Here is a 20,184-nt window from a genome sequence, read left to right on the forward strand (position 1 = left end):
TTAGTGTATATGCTTTCTTGTCAAAAACACCTGTTTAATCTAAAGCCTGGGGTTCACTATTTAAACAATGCCTACCGTGCCCCATTACTTGGGAGTTCGGAAGAAGCAGGGATTCAATCTATTATCAAGCAAAGAAATCCTTTTGAGTTTACCCAAGATGATTTTTTTGATGGGGTAATGGAAGTAAGAACCTCATTCGGTTCGTTGGTAAATTGTAAAGCCAATGAAGTAGCTGTAATTCCGTCTACCTCTTATGGCTTCACTTCTGTGTTGAACAATGTGCCAGGAGGAAAAGGCAAAAAAGCAATTGTAGTGAAAGATGAGTTTCCAAGTGGGTATTTTTCTTTAGAACGTTGGGTCAAGGAACAAGGTGCAGAATTGGTCATTATAGGTCCTGATCAGAACGAAGCCCAAAAAGGTGCCTCTTGGAACCAGCGAATTCTGGACAGCATTAATCAGGACACTGCGGTAATATTAATTTCCTCTATTCATTGGATGAGTGGGGTAAAATTTGACTTGAAGGCCATAGGAGAAAGGTGTCAGGAAGTAGGGGCTTATTTTATTGTCGATGGGACTCAGTCCGTTGGGGCCCTGCCCATGGATGTGAAAGAGTTTAATATTGATGCATTGATTTGTGCAACCTATAAATGGCTTCTTGGTCCATATTCCATCGCCTTGGCCTTTATTGGAGAAAAGTTTCAAGATGGTATTCCTTTGGAAGAATCCTGGATGAATCGGGTGAATGCTCGAAATTTTAGTTCTTTATCTGATTATGCAGATCAATACCAAGCCGGAGCAGGAAGGTTCAATGTTGGTGAAACTAGTAATTTCATTATGATGCCTATGTTGAAAGCAAGTTTGAGCCAATTGCTGGTGTGGAAACCTGAAGGAATTCAGGAATATGCTCGGTTGTTAAACCAGCCGTTGAGACAATTTATGGAAGAAATCGGGGGTGTGGTTGAAAAAGATGCCTATTTAGCCTATCATTTGATTGCTCCCAAATTGCCCCAAAAACTTGATCTGATTTCTCTTAAAAATAAACTGGATGAACATCAGGTTTATTTATCTGCGAGAGGAGAAAATTTGAGGATTTCAGTGAATGTCTTCAACACCGAGGAGGATATTGCCAAATTGCAAGAGGTTATCAGGGGAGAATTGTAAAATGTATTGTAGGGGGCACCTGAAGCAATTGCCTAAACTTTTCTTTTTATTTAGTAGATTCAGGTTTACTTTTTTTAAACAATACATGGAAAAAAGAACCTGTTTAAATTGTGGTGAGCCCATACGAGGTAGAGTAGATAAGAAGTTCTGTGATGATTCCTGCAGGAATAATTACAACAACCAGCAAAATGCAATCACCACCAATTTGATTCGGAACATTAATTATGCCCTAAAAAAGAATCGGAATATTTTAGAAAGTTTGATCCAAGAGGGAGAGAGTTTGGCCAAATCACCAAGGGATAAATTAATGAGAGCAGGTTTCAATTTTAAATATTTCACGCATTTGTACACCAATAAAAAGGGAAATCAATACCATTACTGCTATGATTATGGGTACTTGGAGTTGGAGGGAGATTGGTTTTTGATTGTAAAAGGAAAAGAATAATCTAATCTAAATAGGGATGAAAAAGCGCGTTACAGGAGTAGGGGGTATTTTCTTTAAAGTGAAAGACCCAGCAAAAACCAAAGATTGGTACAGAAAACATTTGGGACTTCATACGGATGAATATGGGACCACTTTTGAATATAGGAGTGCTGATAACCCAGAACAGAAAGAATTTTTACAATGGTCTCCCATGAAGGACGATACCACCTATTTCAAACCTTCGGAAAAAGATTTTATGATCAATTACTGTGTGGAAAATCTAGAGGAATTGGTAGAGGAGTTGAAAAAAGAGGGAGTCACTATTTTAGATAAAATCGAAACCTATGATTATGGGAAATTTGTCCATATTTTGGATCCGGATGGACATAGCATAGAGCTCTGGGAGCCCAATAATGAGGTCTATGATGACATGGTTGAAGACAAAACAAAAAGCTAATTGAAAAATTAACGATGGAAATACAACATCAATTTGATGGTAGAAAAGGATCTTTTTTTGTGGAAGAAGGGGTGAGAAGGTTCGCTGAGATGGTCTATGTCATGGCTGGGCCAAAAAAGATGATCATCGAACACACAGAAGTAGATGAAACACTAAAAGGACAAGGCATAGGGGAGAAATTATTGGAGGCTTTGGTTGAATATGTAAGAAAGGAGGGGATTAAGGTATTACCTCTTTGCCCATTTGCGAAAGCTACTTTTAAGAAACGCGAAGACTTACAAGACGTTTTAAGTTAATTCATTGCGATAATGATTTCTATCCAACAAGAGCAAATCATCCAATTGGAAGAATTTATCCATGTTTTGGAGGCTTCTACTTTGGCCAAGCGTAGGCCCATGGATGATGTTACGTTATTGACTCAGATGGTGAAAGGTGCAAATCTTTGGGTGACAGCAAGAGAGGATGGAAAGCTGATCGGTTTTATGAGAGGGATTTCAGACTTCTGTTACAGGACATTTATCGCGGATTTAGCGGTGACCGAAGCTTATCAAGGAAAAGGGATTGGAACGGAAATACTTGCTAAAACACGAGAAATTGCACCTACTGCCCGTTTAATTCTGTTTGCTGCAGAAGATGCAGAAGGTTTTTATCAAAAATTGGGCTTTCACTTACATGAGCGATGTTATCAATTGAAGACTGGAGAGCCATTCTCCTGATTTTTTGTTAAACTGCTTCCAAATTTAACCAACCAACCATTCACCCATGAGAAAATTAGTTCTTTCGGGGTTAGCATTAATGCTATCCCTTGGTGTTTTTGCGCAAAAAACTTACATCCACGCAGGGAAATTAGTGGATGTGAAAACAAAAAAAATCCTGACTGAGCAGACCATTGTAGTAGAAGGAGATAAAATTGTATCTGTTAGTGCTGGATACCAATCTGGAGGAGGAAGTGATCAAACCATCGATTTGAAGAATAGTACCGTGATGCCTGGTTTAATGGATATGCACGTGCATATTGAAGGAGAGACAAGTCCGACCAGGTACGTGGATGGCTTTAGAGATAATGAGGCTGACATTGCTTACAAAGCGGTCCCTTTTGCGGAAAAAACACTGATGGCTGGTTTTACTACCGTTCGTGATTTAGGAGGTTCTGGAGTGAATATAGCCTTGAGAAATGCCATTGCCGCTGGAAGAGTAAATGGCCCTAGAATTTACACGGCAGGAAGATCCATTGCTCCGACAGGTGGTCATGCAGATCCAACGAATGGAGTTAAAAGAGATTTAATGGGGGATCCAGGGCCAGATCAAGGGGTGATTAATGGGCCCTATGAAGCAAGAAAAGCGGTGCGCCAAGCTGTGAAATACGGTTCTGATGTCATCAAAGTAACTGCCACAGGTGGTGTTTTGTCCGTAGCTAGAGATGGTTCAGCTCCACAATTTCAGCAGGACGAATTGGATGCGATTGTTCAAACTGCCAATGATTTTGGAATTCATGTGGCAGCACATGCGCATGGAGATGAAGGAATGCAACGGGCAGTGAAAGCTGGGGTTCACTCCATCGAACATGGGACTATGATGACTGATGAGACCATGGCACTTATGAAAGACAAGGGAACCTGGTATGTGCCTACTATTACTGCAGGGATGACTGCTGCTCAGTTGGCTGAGGTTCCGGGATATTATCCTCCTGTTGTGGCTGAAAAAGCAAGAAGAATAGGCCCACAGATTCAAGATACATTTGCTAAAGCCTATAAAAGTGGCGTCAAGATCGCTTTCGGGACGGATGCTGCAGTGTACCCACATGGAGACAACTACCGCGAATTTATGTACATGGTGGAGGCAGGAATGCCTCATTTAGAAGCGATTCAAGCAGCCACCATCACCAATGCAATATTCATGAATATTGAAGATAAATTAGGCTCTATCGAAGGAGGTAAAATAGCAGATATCATTGCTGTAAATGGAGATCCCGAACAGGATATAGCTGTGATGAAAGAAGTGGTATTTGTCATGAAAGAAGGAAAAGTCTACAAACAATAATTGAAAGCTCGAGTATTCGGGCTTTTTATGTCTTAAATTAAATCCTATCAACCAATCTAAATCAAACAATCATGAAGATAAGATTAGTACTAATCCTATTTCTCGTCACCGGTTTTGCTTTTGCACAGGAAAACCCTGAATCGGAAAAAGAGACTCCAAAAGCACAGGTGTTTGAATCCAAACAGTCTGTTACGATTGATGGCAAGACCATTAACTTGAATGCGAAGGCGGGGACCTTTGAATTGAAGGATGAACAAAATAGGCCGATCGCCCTATTTGGTTTTACCGCCTATTTTAAGGAAAACCCTGAAAAAGATAGACCGATCATCTTTTCTTACAATGGAGGTCCAGGTTCATCTTCCTATTGGCTTCATATGGGAATTATGGGTCCAAAACGAATTGTGTTAGATGACCCAAATTACAATCAGGCAGGACCTTATGAGCTTACCAATAATGAATTCTCCATATTGGATGTAGCAGATGTAGTCATGATGGATCCTGTTGGAACGGGTTTAAGTGTTCCGATCGGTGATGCTACTGGCAAGGATTTCTGGGGGGTAGATCAGGATATCAGAAGTGTCAGCTTATTCATTATGCAATTTCTAAAGGAATATGACCGATTGAATTCACCAAAATACATTTTGGGAGAAAGCTATGGAACTTTCAGAAATGCCGGTGTGATGAGCTATTTACTGAACCAAGGATATGCTTTGAATGGGGTGATCATGGTTTCTTCCGTATTTGATTTGAGGACTCTGTTTTTTGTTCCAAATGAGGATATTTCAAATATTGCTTATTTACCCACTGTAGCTGTAACGGCAAGATATCATGATAAAATAACCAACAAAGGGGCAGATATTGAATCCTTTGTACAGGAAGTAAGAGAGTTTACCGAAAATGAATATGCCCCAGCTTTATTTAAAGGCAATACCATTTCTGATACTGAGAAGAATTCCATTGCGCAAAAACTGGAAGGATATACTGGAATTGATGCGGAGATCTGGAAAAGAGCTGATTTAAAATTGAATGCAGGGGAGACCTTTCAGGAACTCCTAAGAGATGAAGGAATGACAGTGGGTAGATTGGATTCCAGGTATAAAGGGATCAATTTGGATCCATTGTCAATGTCTGCCTTTACAGATCCTCAAAGTGATGCGATTTCTCCAGCGTACACCAGTTTATTCTTGGATTACTTCCACGGAGCTTTGGGAGTAAGTAAGGATTTAATGTATGCTCCTTCTGCCTATAGTAAAGATGGGTTTAAATGGGATTGGTCCCATAGCGGAAACCAATATTGGGGAACAACCGGTGCGATTACTACCCTTCCTGATATGGCCGATGCGTTGAGTAAAGATCCAAATATGAAAGTGTTGATCATGAATGGTTACTATGATTTAGCCACAGTTTTTTATGGGGTAGAGCATTCTATTTCTCATTTAGGATTGCCAAAATCAGCCGCAGATAGAATTAAAATGACCTATTATGAAGCGGGACATATGATGTATACGCATTTACCCTCCGCAGCAAAATTTAGAGCAGATTTAAAGGATTTTATTTCTGATACTTTAAGAAAATAAAAATGGAATCCAGCGGCCTGTTTCAATCAACTGTAAAAATGGAATAGGTTGCTGGTTATTTTTTCTATAAAAAACGCAAAATGGAATATCTCCGAATGCGTTTTATCTTAAACCATTGAATAATTACTTTTCAGGGATTAATCAGAGACCAAAACTGGTGGGACTGACTGCTGAGATCAATTAACCTTCTTCTTCGTATTGGGTAAGTTGTAGTTTGATTTTGTCAAGTGTAAGAGGCTTTTCAAGAAAGCCTGAGACAATGCTATATTCATCTGCTTTTTGCCGATCTTGAAAATCAATGGAGCTGGAAAGTATGACGATTTTATTGTTTCTATCAGGGAATTTTTCTTGATAGATTTCCAGAAACTCCCAGCCATTCATTACGGGCATATTGATGTCCAGAAAAATCAGTATTTTTTTATGAGAAGGTATTTCCGAGACTCGTTCAATAGCAAATTGACCCTCAAGAAATTCCTCAATATTGTCCGAAACTTCAACTTTGCTTAATAACCTATTATTGATCAGGTTATTGATGGGGTCATCATCCACGAGAAAAATGGCGTCGAAGTGAATCATTGAACGATTTAAAGTAGTCAGTTGGGTATTATCAGCAAAATACAATTATTCCATATCCTAGAAAAAGTATTTTTACCCTTTTTTATAATTAAATATGACTAGCCTCTAATTTTCAGATAAATAAAAAAGGAGACTGAATCAGTCTCCTTCCTTATTTGAGGGGTTGGAATTACATCATTCCACCCATTCCTCCTCCGCCACCCATTGGAGGCATTGCAGGAGCATCTTCTTTCACATCAGCTACTACACACTCAGTAGTAAGTAGTAATGCTGCAATAGAAGCTGCATTTTCAAGTGCCAATCTAGTCACCTTTGTAGGGTCAATTACACCTACAGAGAATAGATCTTCATATTTGTCAGTACGTGCATTGTAACCGTAGTTTCCAGAGTTTTCTCTGATCTTGTTGATTACCACAGATGGTTCACCACCAGCGTTCAATACGATAGTTCTCAATGGAGATTCGATTGCTTGTCTGATGATATTGATACCAGTGTCCTCATCTTCGTTCAGACCTTTAAGATCAGCTAGTGCTTCGCTTGCTCTGATCAAAGCAACACCACCACCTACAACAACACCTTCTTGAACGGCTGCTCTAGTAGCATGCAATGCATCGTCTACACGGTCTTTCTTTTCTTTCATTTCTACTTCAGTAGCTGCACCGATATAAAGGATTGCTACACCGCCAGAAAGCTTCGCTAATCTTTCTTGAAGTTTCTCTCTGTCGTAATCAGAAGTAGTTTTCTCGATTTGAGCTTTGATTTCAGAAACACGTCCTTTGATCGCGTTGGCATCGCCAGCACCGTTTACAATAGTAGTGTTGTCTTTGTCAATGTTGATTTTTTCAGCTCTACCAAGCATGTCAACTGTAGCGTTTTCAAGCTTGAAGCCTCTTTCTTCAGAAATTACAGTACCACCAGTTAAGATAGCGATATCTTCAAGCATGGCTTTTCTTCTGTCTCCGAATCCTGGAGCTTTCACAGCAGCTACTTTCAGTGCACCTCTGATTTTGTTCACAACTAGCGTTGCCAAAGCTTCTCCGTCTACATCTTCAGAAATGATCACCAAAGGCTTACCAGACTGAGCTACTGGCTCAAGAACTGGAAGCAATTCCTTCATGGAAGAGATTTTCTTGTCATAGATCAAGATGTAAGGCTGCTCCAATTCAGATTCCATTTTCTCTGTGTTGGTCACAAAGTATGGAGAAAGGTAACCTCTGTCAAACTGCATACCTTCTACAGTTTTAACTTCAGTTTCAGTACCTTTTGCTTCTTCAACAGTGATCACACCGTCTTTACCTACTTTGTCCATTGCGTCAGAAATCATGTTACCGATTTCTTCGTCATTGTTAGCAGATACGGTAGCCACTTGAGCAATTTCCTTAGAAGTAGAGATTTCTTTAGAGTTCTCTCTCAATTTGGCAACAACGGCAGTAACTGCTTTGTCAATACCTCTTTTCAAATCCATTGGGTTAGCACCAGCAGCAACGTTTTTGATACCTACGTTGAAGATGGACTGAGCTAATACAGTTGCAGTAGTAGTACCGTCACCCGCATTGTCTGCAGTCTTGGAAGCTACTTCTTTAACTAATTGAGCACCCATGTTTTCGATTGGCTCGGAAAGCTCAATCTCTTTTGCAACAGAAACACCATCTTTAGTGATTGTTGGTGCACCGAATTTCTTATCTAGAATTACATTACGACCTTTTGGTCCCAATGTGGTTTTTACTGCGTCAGCTAATGCGTCAACACCTTTTTTCAGGCGGTCTCTAGCATCTGTGTCGAAAAATAATTCTTTAGACATATTTTTTGATTTTTTAGGTTAACGTTTAGGTGATTGCTTAAAGGATAGCGAAAATGTCAGACTCTCTCATGATAAGAAAATCCTTGCCATCTACATTCAGTTCAGTACCAGAGTATTTTCCGTACAATACGGTATCTCCTACTGAAACAGTCAAGGGCTCATCTTTTTTACCATTACCCACTGCTACTACAGTACCTTTTTGAGGCTTTTCTTTAGCAGTATCCGGGATATAAAGTCCGGATGCGGTTTTCTCTTCGGCTGCAGCTGGTTGTACCAAAACCCGATCTGCAAGAGGTTTGATGTTCACGTTTGACATATTATGTATTTGTTTAAATGTTAGATTAAAATGCATATGGCTATTAGCACTTCCTGTGCCAGTACCAGATATTTAAAAAAGGCTGACAAATCGGCTGTAAATGTCAGGTAGCATCCTTCTTCAATGCGACAGATTTCAAAAAATTAACTGTCAATTTTTCCAAAACTGTCAGTTTTTATGTCAGATTTTAGTATTTTTTGGTAAACCTATATCCTATGAAGACATTGCCAAAAAACTGGATTGCCGAAGGATTGATTGATTTTGAGTATAAGAAATATCAACTTCTGGCATACTTACAGGAAACAGATCAACAATTTGACGCTGCCAAGCTTTACCCAGTATTAGGGGAGCTGATTGAGCACCATCGGCTTTTGGATGATTTGAAAAAGGGAAAATCAGAGATGAAAAGTCTTTTCCCTAAAGCTATTTCATCGATCGATGTCCAAAATGCAAAAATCCATTATCAACCCCGAGAAAAAGAAGGCGAATTGATGCAGGAAATAGCAAATATCACCGAATACGCACTTCCATTATTTTCTCAGCAAATCCACAAAGGAAAAGAGATTTATCAGCATGTGGAGAGTCAGGTCAAATTTGAGCCGGTGGGAATTATGCCTATTTACACCCAAGAAGGATTTATCCTGGTTTCCAAAGAAAACAGAGCAGACATCCATGCTTACCAATACCAATCCAACTTACTTCAACTAGCAGGAGAGAAGTTTAGAAGCGTAAGTATGTGGCTCGTTGGGGTGTTTCAAAAAACCATCGTCAACACCTTGGAAAGAATAAAATTGCAATTGATCCGAGAGGTGAAGGAGCTTCCAAACCCAGCAACTTGGAGGGTGCATAGTGCTCAAGATTTCCCAATGGAGGAAACCTTGATTCCTATTAGTAAAAGGTTGCTTTTACAGCATGTTGCCAAGTAAGGGACCTTCAAAGGATGATGTTACTAAGCTAATACCTCCTCTTCTTCAAGCGGAGCTTTTTCCTGCTTAGGAAGTTCTTCTTTTTCACGGGAAGCAATTACCTCTGCACCAGGTTTGTCGAATAAGATTCTCCAGCCCTCTTTGAAGTTATTGGCCTTTTTAAGGTCCTTAAAGATGTCTACCCATTCATGAAAGACTAGGTAAATGGGATTGTAGGAAGTGACAGGTTTAGTAATTCCATAAGTTGGCCTTTCTGCTTCAGGCATAAAGGTCCCAAACATCCTATCCCAAATAATAAATGTAGAACCGTAGTTCTTGTCCAAGTAATGCTCGTCACTGGCATGATGTACGCGGTGATGGGAAGGGGTAGTGAATATAAACTCTATGGGCCTAGGTAATTTCTTGATATACTCTGTGTGAATCCAAAATTGGTACAGCACTGCGATCTGGTGACAGATAAAGAAGACAAAGGGATTAAATCCCATAAACATAACAGGGAAGAAGAAAATCACTTTGATGTGTTGTGTCCAACCCAACCTGAACGAAACAGATAAATTGTATTTGGATGAATTATGATGGGTAATATGAGTTGCCCACCAAAAGCGCTGCTCATGAGCTACTCGATGTGCCCAGTATCTGGCAAAGTCGATGGCTACAAAACATAGAGGAAAAGACCACCAGGTTAAAGGGATGGTAAAAGGAGAAATGTTGTAGAAGAATAAAGCAGACCCAAAGGTCGCTACTTTTATCAATGCACTGATTCCCACATTGACCAGCCCAATGGTGGAAGCAGCGAAGAAGTCTTTGGTGCTATAGGCATCTTTTTTTTGATAGGCACTGATTCCCCACTCGATGAATACAAGCAGGAACATAATAGGGGCTGCCCAAAGGATAAGATTAGGCCAATTTTCAAGATGTAAGTCTTCCAGACTTATCGGTTTAGAATTCATAAATAATCCGAAAATGAATAGGGTGATTGAATGATTCTGGTAGCTCAAAAACGAATCGGCGAAGACCAGAATTTGGTGACTAGGCTAGAAATTACGATTTCTAAAATACTAAAACAAAAAAAGTCTGCCCTTTTGAGGCAGACTTAACATTTGTTGACGAAAATATTAATTATTTCCAGTTGTGTCTTCGCTTGTAGCTGGAGTAGACTCAGTAGGGAGTAAGCTCTCATCTTCTCCAAATGCAGGGGCAACAACTTGTTGCTTGGCACTTTCAATGTTTGGGGAAGAAAATTGATTGGGTTGGCTTCCTGAATAAAAAGCAGAAGATGCCAATGATAAAACCAAGATAGATACTGCTAAAACCCAAGTAGCTTTTTCTAGCACATTTCCGGTACGAGTAACTCCCATGATTTGGGATGCACTGCCTCCAAAAGCTGCTCCAACGCCACCTTTAGAGTTTTGACCTAAGATGACAAGTATTAAAAGCACTGCCAAAATCAGGATTACGGTGATTAATAAAGTAAACATATAGTAGTGATTATTCTTTCAGTTTTTCGATCAAGTCCGCAAAGTAAGACCTTTTATCCGGAAATTTCAACATCAATTTCTCATAAATTTTCTTTGCCTTGGGCTTTTTCCCTTGGTTAACCAACAGCTTTGCAAAGGATTCAGATAATAAGTCGTCATTTATTTCTGTGCTACTTGCAGCTAAATTCTCATTATTTTGGTTGGCTTCAATCTCTTTGATCGTTGCAAGTTTGATTTCTTTCTTGCTAAATGCTTTGATCAAATCAATTTGCTCTCTTTTCTTGGAATCGAGAATCTCTTTTTTTTCCTTTTTCTTGATCGTCTCGATCAAATCATCATTCGGAGATTTTCTTCTTTTCCGAACAGGTTTCGCTTTAGGCTTTTCTGCCGCTTCAGCTTCTACCTTTTGACCTTTTAGATTTTCTCCTAGCTGTAAAAGGGATTTTGTTCGTTGATTCGGGTCTTTGGACGTTTTGACATCTTCAGGCAGGAATTCTTCTTTTTGGGAATTCCTTGGGCTAGCATCTGCCTCACGCTCTATTAATTCCTTTAACCAAATCCGATTAGGACTGGTAATCGCTGCATAGCCTAAGGATTCAGAAGGAGCTTTCGGGTCTTTGCAATATTCATAACGGGCTGCCAGTACATGAGGAATCTGGAAATACGGGAAATTCTCCTGAATTTTTTTCAGAGACAATAAGTCACTTCTGCTAGGAGTTCCTGATTTATTGATTAATTCTATAAACTGTGCCGCGTTCAATCTGCCTAATTTTGGGTTTAATATAGGAAATTTACCAGTTAGCTACCGTTGCCGTAAAGATATCCTGAATAATATTTTCAAATATTTCTTCAACTAGTTGGCTTTCAACATCCAGCAAGGTGGTCGTCCTGGGATCATAGTCTTGGAAGAATGAAAACGTTCTTCTCAAATTTTCCTCTTCGTTGGTCAGGTTAATGTATTCCACTTCCACCGCGATGGTCAGCCTCATTTGTCCGGCTCGATCTGGAAGGTTAGGATCATTACTGGAAACCGCCGACTGAGGAGTAAGAGAGTAACGATTAATAGCTCCAGCAAATTGTAAATCACCATTACTTCTCACCAGTTCCAGCTGAGTGTTTCGCTGATAATATTCTTTTAATGATTCGGTGAAAAGCTGCTCCATATTGGCAGGACCACCTCCGGAATCGTTAAAGAAATTCTCCACAGTAAAGGTCTTCACCAAGTCGTAATTGATATTCGTTCCAGTGAAGCTGTATTTTACCGAACATGCCTGTAATCCGAAGAATAAACAGCAAATGAGAAGAACTGGTAATCTACTGGTCAATTTCATATTGCTTGATCTTCCTATACAAGGTTCGTTCTGAAATCCCTAAGTCACTCGCAGCATATTTTCTTTTGTTATTATGCTTCCGCAAGGCTTTTAGGATCATCTCTTTTTCTTTTCTTTCCAAAGAAAGTGAATTATCATCTTCCTCATGGTAAATATCTTCAATTACATCGTCCTCGTAATTGCTGTCAGGTTCATTCTGGTTTTTTTGAGGCGCAATAACCAAGGGAACAGAATAATTCGGATTGCTTTCACTTGGTTCATTTTTAGGCGCAGAACTATCCATATCCTCAAATAAACCTTGATGCTTTTGAATGATACTTTGGCTCAAACCACCGTTTTGATAGGATTCCAGAACAAGCTTTTTAAGATCGTTCATGTCTTTTTTCATATCAAAAAGAACCTTGTAAAGTAAATCCCTTTCCGAGAAATCAGTGGTTTCAGACTTGCTGCTCTGATTACCTAACGTCATCGGTAGTCTAGAATTATCTGCGGGTAAATACTTTGACAAAGTTTCTGCATCTACCTCACGTGAATCTTCCAATAAGGAAATCTGCTCGGCCAAGTTTTTTAACTGTCTGATGTTACCAGGAAATGGATATCTTTTTAATAAGGCTTGAGCATCCAAATCCAGAGAAATGGGTTTTACATGGTATTTTTCAGAAAAGTCTGAGGTGAACTTTCTAAATAACAGCACCATGTCATCTCCACGTTCACGGAGTGGAGGAACATAGATCGGTACTGTATTTAAACGGTAATACAGATCCTCTCTAAACTTCCCTTTTTCCACTGCATTGAGCAGTTTGACATTTGTAGCAGTAATTACCCGTACATTGGTTTTTTGTACTTTAGAAGAGCCTACTTTAATGAATTCTCCATTCTCCAAAACTCTTAATAAGCGAGCTTGGGTTCCAAGGGGCATTTCACCTATTTCATCCAGGAAAATAGATCCGCCATCTGTTACTTCAAAATATCCTTTTCTTGCCTCATGGGCACCTGTAAAAGATCCCTTCTCATGCCCGAACAATTCTGAATCAATGGTACCCTCCGGAATGGCTCCGCAGTTGATTGCTATAAATTTCCCATGCTTCCTTAGGCTTAAGGAATGGATAATCTTGGAAAAGCTTTCTTTCCCACTTCCACTTTCTCCCGTAATCAAGACAGTCATGTCCGTAGGAGCAGCCTGCATCGCCACTTGAATGGCATGATTCAGCAAAGGACTATTGCCAATTATTCCAAACCGCTGCTTGACACTTTGTATTTCGGAATCTGTAATCATTGAAGAGTTGGGTTCACTGTAATAATTTCTCCAAACAGAGTTGCAGTGGTACAATCAGTCACTTTAACTAAAACGTAATCTCCTGGCTGGTAGTCTCCCGCTGGAATAATTACCACTTTATTGGCTGAATTTCTTCCGCGGTATTCCTGATCAGATTTTTTGGAGGTCCCTTCGATCAAAATCAACTGTTCTTTTCCAATGTCCAATTTGTTTCTCTCCAAGGAAAGTTGGCTCTGCTTAGAAATGATTTCAGAAAGTCTTCTCTTTTTCACTTCCAAGGGGATGTCATCCTCATATTTCTTCGCAGCCAAAGTACCCGGTCTTTCTGAATAGAAGAACATATAACTGAAGTCATACTTCACCAAGTCCATTAAGGTCAAAGTATCTTGATGCTCTTCTTCTGTTTCTGTACAAAAACCAGCGATCATATCAGAAGAAATACCACATTCTTCTCCCAGAATATCTCGAATGGCTTGTACTCGGTTTAAGTACCATTCCCGGTCATAGGTTCTATTCATCAATTCAAGTACTCGGCTATTGCCGCTCTGTACAGGAAGGTGAATGTATTTACAAATGTTATCGTACTTCTTCATGGTATAAAGTACTTCATCTGTAATGTCTTTGGGGTGAGAAGTAGAAAACCTAACTCGCAAATAAGGAGATACCTGCGCCACCATTTCCAATAAATTGGCAAAATTAACGACTGTACTTACTTCCCCTTCTTTTTTGCTTAATCGGGCTTTGTTGTTTTCCTCCGGAGACCATTTGTAGCTGTCTACGTTTTGGCCAAGGAGGGTTACTTCCTTATATCCTTTTGCAAATAAATCCTGGGCTTCCGCTACAATAGAATGGGGGTCTCTACTTCGCTCTCTTCCTCTGGTAAAAGGTACCACGCAAAAAGAACACATGTTGTCACAACCTCTCATAATGGAGATAAATGCAGTAATCCCATTTGAGTTTAGCCGAACAGGAGCAATATCCGCATAAGTTTCTTCTCTGGACAGAAAGGTATTGACTCCTTTATTCCCTTCTTCAGCAGAAGCGATGAGGTTAGGAAGATCACGATAAGCATCCGGTCCAACCACCACGTCAACAATTTTCTCTTCTTCCAGAAGTTTTTCTTTCAGCCGCTCTGCCATACATCCTAAAACGCCAATGGTCATTTCCGGCTTGCTTTTTTTAGCTTTATTGAAGTCGGTTAATCTCTTCCTGACGGTTTGTTCTGCTTTTTCACGAATCGAACAGGTATTTAGAAAGATCACGTCTGCTTGGTTGAAGTCAGAAGTAGTGTCAAACCCATTTTCTTTCATAATGGAAGCCACAATCTCTGAATCAGAGAAATTCATTTGGCAACCATAACTCTCGATGTATAGTTTTCTGGATTTACCAGTATTCTCATCTACAGTGGTTTTAAAGTCACATGCTTGTGCTTCCTCACCGGAGATGATGTCAATGTCTTTAATTAGATTATCCATGTATAGAAATACTTTCGGGATGCGAAATTAATAAAATGCAGACAAAATGGCAGATTATCTTACTCTTTTTCTTTGCTAATTAGGAAAGCTTATCAAGAGGAGCTCATTTTGGTAAAAGGAATCTTAAGCTGCTCACCAAAATGTTGGTGTTCCTCTGTGATATTCAAGTTTGAAATACCCAATCCGAGCAATCGAATGGCCTTTGGAAGACTTTCTTGAAAAAGCAGCTCTTGGGCAATTTCCCAAATCGTGTCATTTTCGGGGTATTGGTCTAAGGTCTTGCTTCTAGTCTGTTGGGTAAAGTCTGCGAATTTGATCTTTAAGGTTACAGTCCTTCCTTTTACTCCACTTCTTTCTATCCGCTTTGCAAGTTCCAAATAGATCGCATGCAATGCCTCAATTAATTCAGAATCGGTAATTAAGTCTCTTTCAAAGGTGTTTTCAGCACTTAAAGATTTTCGGACCCGGTGAGGTTGAACCTCAGAAAGGTGAATACCTCTAACAATATTGAAGTAGTGAAGTCCGGATTTCCCAAATTTTTTGGATAAGAACTGTAGTGAAAACTGCTTTAGATCCGCCCCGTTATGAATACCGATTTTACGCATTTTTTCAGCAGTTACTTTTCCGATGCCAAAAAACTTACCAATTGGAAGTTTCTCCAGAAATGCTTCTGCCTCCTCCGGAAGGATATACGCCTGACCATTGGGTTTGTTAAGGTCGGAGGCAATCTTGGCTAGGAATTTATTGTAGGAGACCCCTGCCGAGGCATTGAGCCCAGTTTTTTCTTTGATTTTGGCCCGGATTTGTTTCGCAATAAGAATGGCTGAAGTCAGGCCTTTTTTATTCTCTGTGACATCCAAAAATGCTTCATCCAGAGATAGGGGTTCAACCAGATCGGTATATTCGTAAAACACTTCTCTAATTTGCATGGAGAGCTCTTTGTACCGATCAAATCGAGGTTTGGCAAAAATAAGATTGGGGCATTTTCTAGCTGCTATACTGGATGCCATAGCAGAATAAACACCAAATTTTCTGGCTTCATAACTTGCCGCTGCTACTACTCCCCGGGATTCGTTTCCACCTACTACTAATGGTTTGCCCCTCCATTCAGGATGATCCATTTGTTCGACCGAAGCATAGAACGCATCCATGTCTACATGAATGATTTTTCGGTACACATTAGGACTGATTTCTTCCATTTAACACCTCTCTGATGGCTTGGGATTTAAGTTCGCATTCCTCGTACTCTTGAACGGGGTCAGAGTCGATGGTAATGGCACTTCCTACTCCAAAATAGAGTTTTTTGTGTTCAAAGTCTGCAATGATACTTCGAATTACTACCGAGAAATCAAAATCTCCTGATTCATTGATCCATCCAATTGCACCGGAAAACCATCCTCTTTTGAATGATTCCAGTTGTTCAATCAGTTTCATAGTTCTGATTTTAGGGGCGCCGGTCATGGACCCCATGGGAAATGTCGCATGAATAATCTCTTTCAAAGAGGCTTCTTCCTTTAGGGTTGAACTCACGGTAGTGATCATCTGAAAGACCCTGGGAAGCGCATAGACTCCAAATAATTCATCTACTTTAACAGAACCAATTTCTGATACCTTAGATAGGTCATTCCTAGTCAAATCTGTAATCATGAGATTTTCAGCTCTTTCTTTTTCGCTGGCCAGTAACCTTTCCTTATTTAATCGATCATCTTCTTCAGTGGCACCTCTTCGGATTGTGCCTTTAATGGGTTGTCCGATCAATCGAAGATGGTTTCTTTTGATGAACCTCTCAGGAGAGGCTGAAACTAGCCATTGGTGTTTTGCTTTAAATAAGGAAGCAAAAGGCATAGGAGAAGTGGCTTGTAATCTGAAAAATGCAGTCAAAGGGTCCCATTGTTCAAAAGATCCTTCAAAAGATTGACAATAATTCATTTCATAAGTTTCTCCTTCGATGATATACTCTTGAATTTTCTTGACAGTAGCGATGTACTCCTCTTTTGTAGTTTGTCTCTTGAATGAACAAGAGGTACTCCCTTCTTCTATAGTGGTGTTTTCAACCTGTTTCCAAAAGGTATTTGGTAATGTTGTTTTACTTTTTATCAGATTACCTTGAAATGAAAAACTGAGTTCTGGAGTAAAAAAACACAGGTCAGGTAAATTAAAGGGGGCAAGATTTTCACTATCCAGCTTTTCAATTTGATTTTTTAAATCATACCCCAAGATTCCGACTTTGGTAATGTTCCTTTGATCATTCCAGAGCTCCTCTTCTGTCAATTGGGTATTGCCTACAAACAAAGAATCTTGGAAGGGTTTCTCAGGATATTCATAACCGTTCCCCTGAAAAAGTGCTAAATAATCGAAGTGGTTATTTGCCCAAGAGATTAATTTTTGTTTCCAGTTTGGGAATTCAGGGCGATATGAAAAAGAGTATTCATTCATGGAAGGACAAAAAAAAGAGGAATTCTTATGAATTCCTCTTATCAATTTAATAATACTGATTATTCTGAAGCTTTTACATCTAAAGAAAGAGAAACAGTATTGTAAATAAACTTATCTTTTGCTTTGTCGACTGCTGTAGCTTCATCACCATAAGCAAGTCCCCAAGCAGTTCTATCGATGTTAAAACCAGCTTTCGCAACTACAGCACCATTTTCTAAGCTTACTGCAGCAGGGAATTTAATGTTTTTAGTAGTTCCTCTCATGGTTAAGTTTCCGCTGATCCAGTGAGTTGGGTTTTCTGGAGAAAGTTCAGAAGAAGAAAGAGGCGTGTTGTCTGTCTCAAACTGCTCAACATCTGCAATCACGTCACCACTATTGAATGGCTCTACTGAAGTGATTTCAAACGTAGCGTTTGGATGGTTTTCGGCATCAAAGAAATCTGCAGATTGCAAGTGACCATAAAGCTTACCGTAGCTCTCGTCTGTTTCTTCCATATCTTCGATCTTAAGACCGGTAATATCAAAAGTAAATTTACCTCCGGTGATTTCTTCTCCTTTCACAGCTAAAGTTCCTTCTACTGCTGGGATTTTACCGAAATGCTGTCCAGCTGGCTTGTAGCCTCTCCAAGCAATGGTAGTAGCATCTGGAACAATTTCTAAAGTTTTACCTTCTGCTGCAGCAACTTCCTGAGCTTCTGAAGTTTCTACGGTGTCAGCAGGTTTGCTACATGAGAAAGCGATCAATGCTGTAGCAATAAATAATCCTGATAGTTTAATAGTTTTCATTGGTTGTTTTATTTGATAAGGGTTGAATACGTTGCAAATTTATGTGTATATACATGTAAACTCAAAATTTTTAGAAAAGTTTCATATAAATAATTTTATGTCGCAAAATTTATCTACTTAGATTTGAGTGAAACCTAATTGTAAATACGTGATGGCATTAATTATTCCAGTGAATTCAAAAGAACCGTCTTTTGGTGAAAATTGTTGGCTCGCACCTAATTCAACAGTAGTAGGTGAGGTTATGATGGGTAAAAACTGCACAGTTTGGTTTAACGCAGTTATCAGGGGAGATGTTCATAAAATTGAAATTGGGGATGATACCAACATACAAGATGGGGCGGTAATCCACTGTACTTATCAGAAGTATCCTACGATCATTGGAAATAAAGTTTCGATCGCTCATAATGCCGTAGTTCATGGCTGTACCATTCATGACCGAGTGTTAATTGGAATGGGAGCTATTGTAATGGATGGGGCAGTGGTTCATTCCGGTGCAGTCATCGCTGCTGGAGCAGTGGTTTTGGCTGGAACTGTGGTGGAGGCGAATTCGATTTATGCAGGTATGCCTGCAAAAAAAGTGAAGGATACAGGGGACGCTATGCAGGAGGTCATTGATAGGACTGCTAAAAATTACCCGATGTATGCCTCATGGTTTGAAAAAGAATAAATATTTCTAAAATTTATCTGAAGTACCATAAAAAAATAGCTAGCATTTAATGGTTTAAATTATATTTTTTTGTAAATTTCTATTGTCAAATACATTTTTTATGATTCCTAAAGCAATTTTTTTATCGCTTAGTAGGAGGGCAGTTTTGATATCTTTAACGCTCCTCTTTTTAGTATTCAATTTTCTATTGAATTATTTTCTACCTTCTGAGTATGCCTTAGATCTCAAATTTGCCTACACGGTGGAACAAGCTTATATCGCTATTGGAAATCTTTCTAAGCCAGACAGGGACTTATATCGAGTTGGAATTTTAGCATTGGACTTCCCTTATATGTTTGTCTATGGTATGCTTGCAAGCGGCTTACTGTTTTTAGTTTGGAAAAAACCTAAAGTATTACTCATTCCTTTAGGAATCGTACTTTTTGACTTAATTGAAAATATACTGATCATCCATATTTTAGATTCTTATCCGGTAGAAAAGCCCATTATGGTAACTTGGGCTTCCATAATCACTACATGTAAATGGTTGTTAGTATGCCTACTAGCATTATTCCTACTTGTAGGAACGGTGAGGTTGTATTTGACTAAAAATTTTTCCATCCTACAGCACCAGAATTCTGAAGCGAAGGAAATCTAATATTGGAAGAAGCCCTAACGGATTTTATACGCTATTAAAAAATCCCTCACTATAGAATTGATATAATGAGGGATTGATGTTTATAATTTAGGGAGTCCAACTACTTGGGTCTTTTCTCCAGGCGGATAGGGACTTTAAAGTTTCATCCGTAATATAATTTTTTAGGATCGCTCTAGGAAGAAGAGCTTCGTAGTGGCTTAAACAGATCAACTTGGTGTTTGAATTTTTAAAATTCTGATCTGCTATATCAAAACCATAAGTGAAAATGGCAACCATTCCAAGAACTTCAAATCCAGCTTTCCTTAAGTCTTCTACTGCTTTTAATGAACTACCTCCAGTTGAAACTAGATCTTCTACTACTACTACTTTTTGGCCTGGAGAAACTTTTCCTTCAATCATATTTTCCATTCCATGACCTTTGGCCTTGGAACGAACATAAATGAAAGGGAGCTCTAGATCATTGGCAATTAAAGCGCCCTGAGGAATACCTGCAGTGGCAACACCGGCAATGGCTTCTGCATCCGGGAAATAATGCATCACACTTCTTACCAATTGTTCTTTGATAAGATTACGGACTTTTGGAAAAGATAAAGACAGTCGATTATCACAATAGATAGGGGATTTCCATCCAGAAGCCCAAGTAAATGGGTTTTCTGGTTGAAGGCGAATGGCTTGTATTTCCAGTAATTTATCAGCTACTTCTGCAGCTACACTCGAGTCTAAGATTTCCATACCCCAAAAATAAGTGATAAACTTTGCGGAAGGTTGTTGCTGCTGATTTTTTTATGCATTTTTGGCTCATTCTGTAAATTAAAGACTCA

General features: G+C 39.3%; 23 protein-coding genes. 10 read left to right on the forward strand and 13 right to left on the reverse strand.

Translation table 11 applies throughout. The features are described 5' to 3' along the window. The first annotated feature begins 9 nt into the window (after positions 1-9). From BUR11_RS04205 to BUR11_RS04235, 7 genes are all read left to right on the forward strand, one after another. On the forward strand, positions 10-1,161 hold the full coding sequence (locus BUR11_RS04205) for an aminotransferase class V-fold PLP-dependent enzyme (protein ID WP_074223556.1): 1,152 nt from the start codon (positions 10-12) through the stop codon (positions 1,159-1,161). Between the two features lie 85 nt (positions 1,162-1,246). Further along, a complete protein-coding gene (locus BUR11_RS04210; RefSeq protein WP_074223557.1) occupies positions 1,247-1,606 on the forward strand; it encodes a DUF2116 family Zn-ribbon domain-containing protein in 360 nt (119 codons plus the stop codon). Positions 1,607-1,622: 16 nt separating this feature from the next. Beyond that, positions 1,623-2,042 (forward strand): VOC family protein, encoded by a 420-nt coding sequence (locus BUR11_RS04215; protein WP_074223558.1) that lies wholly within the window; start codon positions 1,623-1,625, stop codon positions 2,040-2,042. A gap of 14 nt (positions 2,043-2,056) precedes the next feature. After that, positions 2,057-2,338 carry a GNAT family N-acetyltransferase gene (locus tag BUR11_RS04220; RefSeq protein ID WP_074223559.1) on the forward strand — a complete coding sequence of 94 codons (282 nt, stop codon included), beginning with the start codon at positions 2,057-2,059 and terminating at the stop codon, positions 2,336-2,338. A gap of 12 nt (positions 2,339-2,350) precedes the next feature. Then, the gene (locus tag BUR11_RS04225; protein WP_074223560.1) at positions 2,351-2,758 is read left to right on the forward strand and encodes a GNAT family N-acetyltransferase; all 408 of its coding nucleotides are present in this window, start codon (positions 2,351-2,353) and stop codon (positions 2,756-2,758) included. Between the two features lie 46 nt (positions 2,759-2,804). After that, positions 2,805-4,082 carry a metal-dependent hydrolase family protein gene (locus BUR11_RS04230; protein WP_074223561.1) on the forward strand — a complete coding sequence of 426 codons (1,278 nt, stop codon included), beginning with the start codon at positions 2,805-2,807 and terminating at the stop codon, positions 4,080-4,082. Between the two features lie 71 nt (positions 4,083-4,153). Then, complete coding sequence (locus BUR11_RS04235; RefSeq protein ID WP_074223562.1) at positions 4,154-5,659, forward strand: S10 family peptidase; 1,506 nt, start codon at positions 4,154-4,156, stop codon at positions 5,657-5,659. Between the two features lie 180 nt (positions 5,660-5,839). Here BUR11_RS04235 and BUR11_RS04240 read toward each other — a convergent pair whose 3' ends face one another. From BUR11_RS04240 to BUR11_RS04250, 3 genes are all read right to left on the reverse strand, one after another. After that, positions 5,840-6,235, reverse strand: coding sequence for a response regulator (locus BUR11_RS04240; RefSeq protein WP_074223563.1), 396 nt, complete (start codon positions 6,233-6,235; stop codon positions 5,840-5,842). Between the two features lie 169 nt (positions 6,236-6,404). Continuing rightward, positions 6,405-8,036 (reverse strand): chaperonin GroEL, encoded by a 1,632-nt coding sequence (gene groL / locus BUR11_RS04245; RefSeq protein ID WP_074223564.1) that lies wholly within the window; start codon positions 8,034-8,036, stop codon positions 6,405-6,407. 37 nt (positions 8,037-8,073) lie between these two features. Beyond that, a complete protein-coding gene (locus tag BUR11_RS04250) occupies positions 8,074-8,352 on the reverse strand; it encodes a co-chaperone GroES (RefSeq protein WP_074223565.1) in 279 nt (92 codons plus the stop codon). Between the two features lie 215 nt (positions 8,353-8,567). Here BUR11_RS04250 and BUR11_RS04255 point away from each other — a divergent pair, with 215 nt between their 5' ends. Then, on the forward strand, positions 8,568-9,278 hold the full coding sequence (locus tag BUR11_RS04255; RefSeq protein WP_074223566.1) for a hypothetical protein: 711 nt from the start codon (positions 8,568-8,570) through the stop codon (positions 9,276-9,278). 23 nt (positions 9,279-9,301) lie between these two features. Here the strand turns inward: BUR11_RS04255 and BUR11_RS04260 are convergent, their stop codons facing one another. The 9 genes from BUR11_RS04260 to BUR11_RS04300 form a co-directional block, all read right to left on the reverse strand. Then, a complete protein-coding gene (locus BUR11_RS04260) occupies positions 9,302-10,228 on the reverse strand; it encodes a sterol desaturase family protein (protein ID WP_074223567.1) in 927 nt (308 codons plus the stop codon). A gap of 165 nt (positions 10,229-10,393) precedes the next feature. Further along, positions 10,394-10,756 (reverse strand): preprotein translocase subunit SecG, encoded by a 363-nt coding sequence (gene secG / locus BUR11_RS04265; protein ID WP_074223568.1) that lies wholly within the window; start codon positions 10,754-10,756, stop codon positions 10,394-10,396. Between the two features lie 10 nt (positions 10,757-10,766). Then, a complete protein-coding gene (locus tag BUR11_RS04270) occupies positions 10,767-11,516 on the reverse strand; it encodes a hypothetical protein (RefSeq protein WP_074223569.1) in 750 nt (249 codons plus the stop codon). 31 nt (positions 11,517-11,547) lie between these two features. After that, a complete protein-coding gene (lptE, locus tag BUR11_RS04275; protein WP_074223570.1) occupies positions 11,548-12,087 on the reverse strand; it encodes an LPS assembly lipoprotein LptE in 540 nt (179 codons plus the stop codon). Then, complete coding sequence (locus BUR11_RS04280; RefSeq protein ID WP_074223571.1) at positions 12,071-13,363, reverse strand: sigma-54 interaction domain-containing protein; 1,293 nt, start codon at positions 13,361-13,363, stop codon at positions 12,071-12,073. The genes lptE and BUR11_RS04280 overlap by 17 nt, the downstream gene beginning before the upstream one ends. Then, on the reverse strand, positions 13,360-14,838 hold the full coding sequence (miaB, locus tag BUR11_RS04285) for a tRNA (N6-isopentenyl adenosine(37)-C2)-methylthiotransferase MiaB (RefSeq protein WP_074223572.1): 1,479 nt from the start codon (positions 14,836-14,838) through the stop codon (positions 13,360-13,362). Before miaB ends, BUR11_RS04280 begins: the two co-directional genes overlap by 4 nt. 92 nt (positions 14,839-14,930) lie before the next feature. Further along, entirely contained in the window at positions 14,931-16,037 is a 1,107-nt protein-coding gene (gene dinB, locus BUR11_RS04290) for a DNA polymerase IV (RefSeq protein WP_074223573.1), read from the reverse strand. Further along, complete coding sequence (locus tag BUR11_RS04295; protein WP_074223574.1) at positions 16,018-17,274, reverse strand: anthranilate synthase component I family protein; 1,257 nt, start codon at positions 17,272-17,274, stop codon at positions 16,018-16,020. The genes dinB and BUR11_RS04295 overlap by 20 nt, the downstream gene beginning before the upstream one ends. A gap of 59 nt (positions 17,275-17,333) precedes the next feature. Continuing rightward, positions 17,334-18,059, reverse strand: a complete 726-nt coding sequence (locus tag BUR11_RS04300; RefSeq protein WP_074223575.1) for a YceI family protein — start codon at positions 18,057-18,059, stop codon at positions 17,334-17,336. 151 nt (positions 18,060-18,210) lie between these two features. Between BUR11_RS04300 and BUR11_RS04305 the strand changes: the two genes are divergently transcribed. Together BUR11_RS04305 and BUR11_RS04310 are read left to right on the forward strand one after the other, a co-directional pair. Continuing rightward, positions 18,211-18,726: a gamma carbonic anhydrase family protein gene (locus BUR11_RS04305; RefSeq protein WP_074223576.1), complete on the forward strand. Its 516-nt coding sequence runs from the start codon at positions 18,211-18,213 to the stop codon at positions 18,724-18,726. Between the two features lie 100 nt (positions 18,727-18,826). Next, a complete protein-coding gene (locus tag BUR11_RS04310; protein ID WP_074223577.1) occupies positions 18,827-19,363 on the forward strand; it encodes a hypothetical protein in 537 nt (178 codons plus the stop codon). Between the two features lie 87 nt (positions 19,364-19,450). On the opposite strand, the gene pyrE is transcribed toward BUR11_RS04310, so the two are convergent. Continuing rightward, the gene (gene pyrE / locus BUR11_RS04315) at positions 19,451-20,095 is read right to left on the reverse strand and encodes an orotate phosphoribosyltransferase (protein WP_074223578.1); all 645 of its coding nucleotides are present in this window, start codon (positions 20,093-20,095) and stop codon (positions 19,451-19,453) included. Between the last annotated feature and the right edge of the window lie 89 nt (positions 20,096-20,184).

This window comes from Algoriphagus halophilus (assembly GCF_900129785.1).
Taxonomy (GTDB): Bacteria; Bacteroidota; Bacteroidia; order Cytophagales; family Cyclobacteriaceae; genus Algoriphagus; species Algoriphagus halophilus.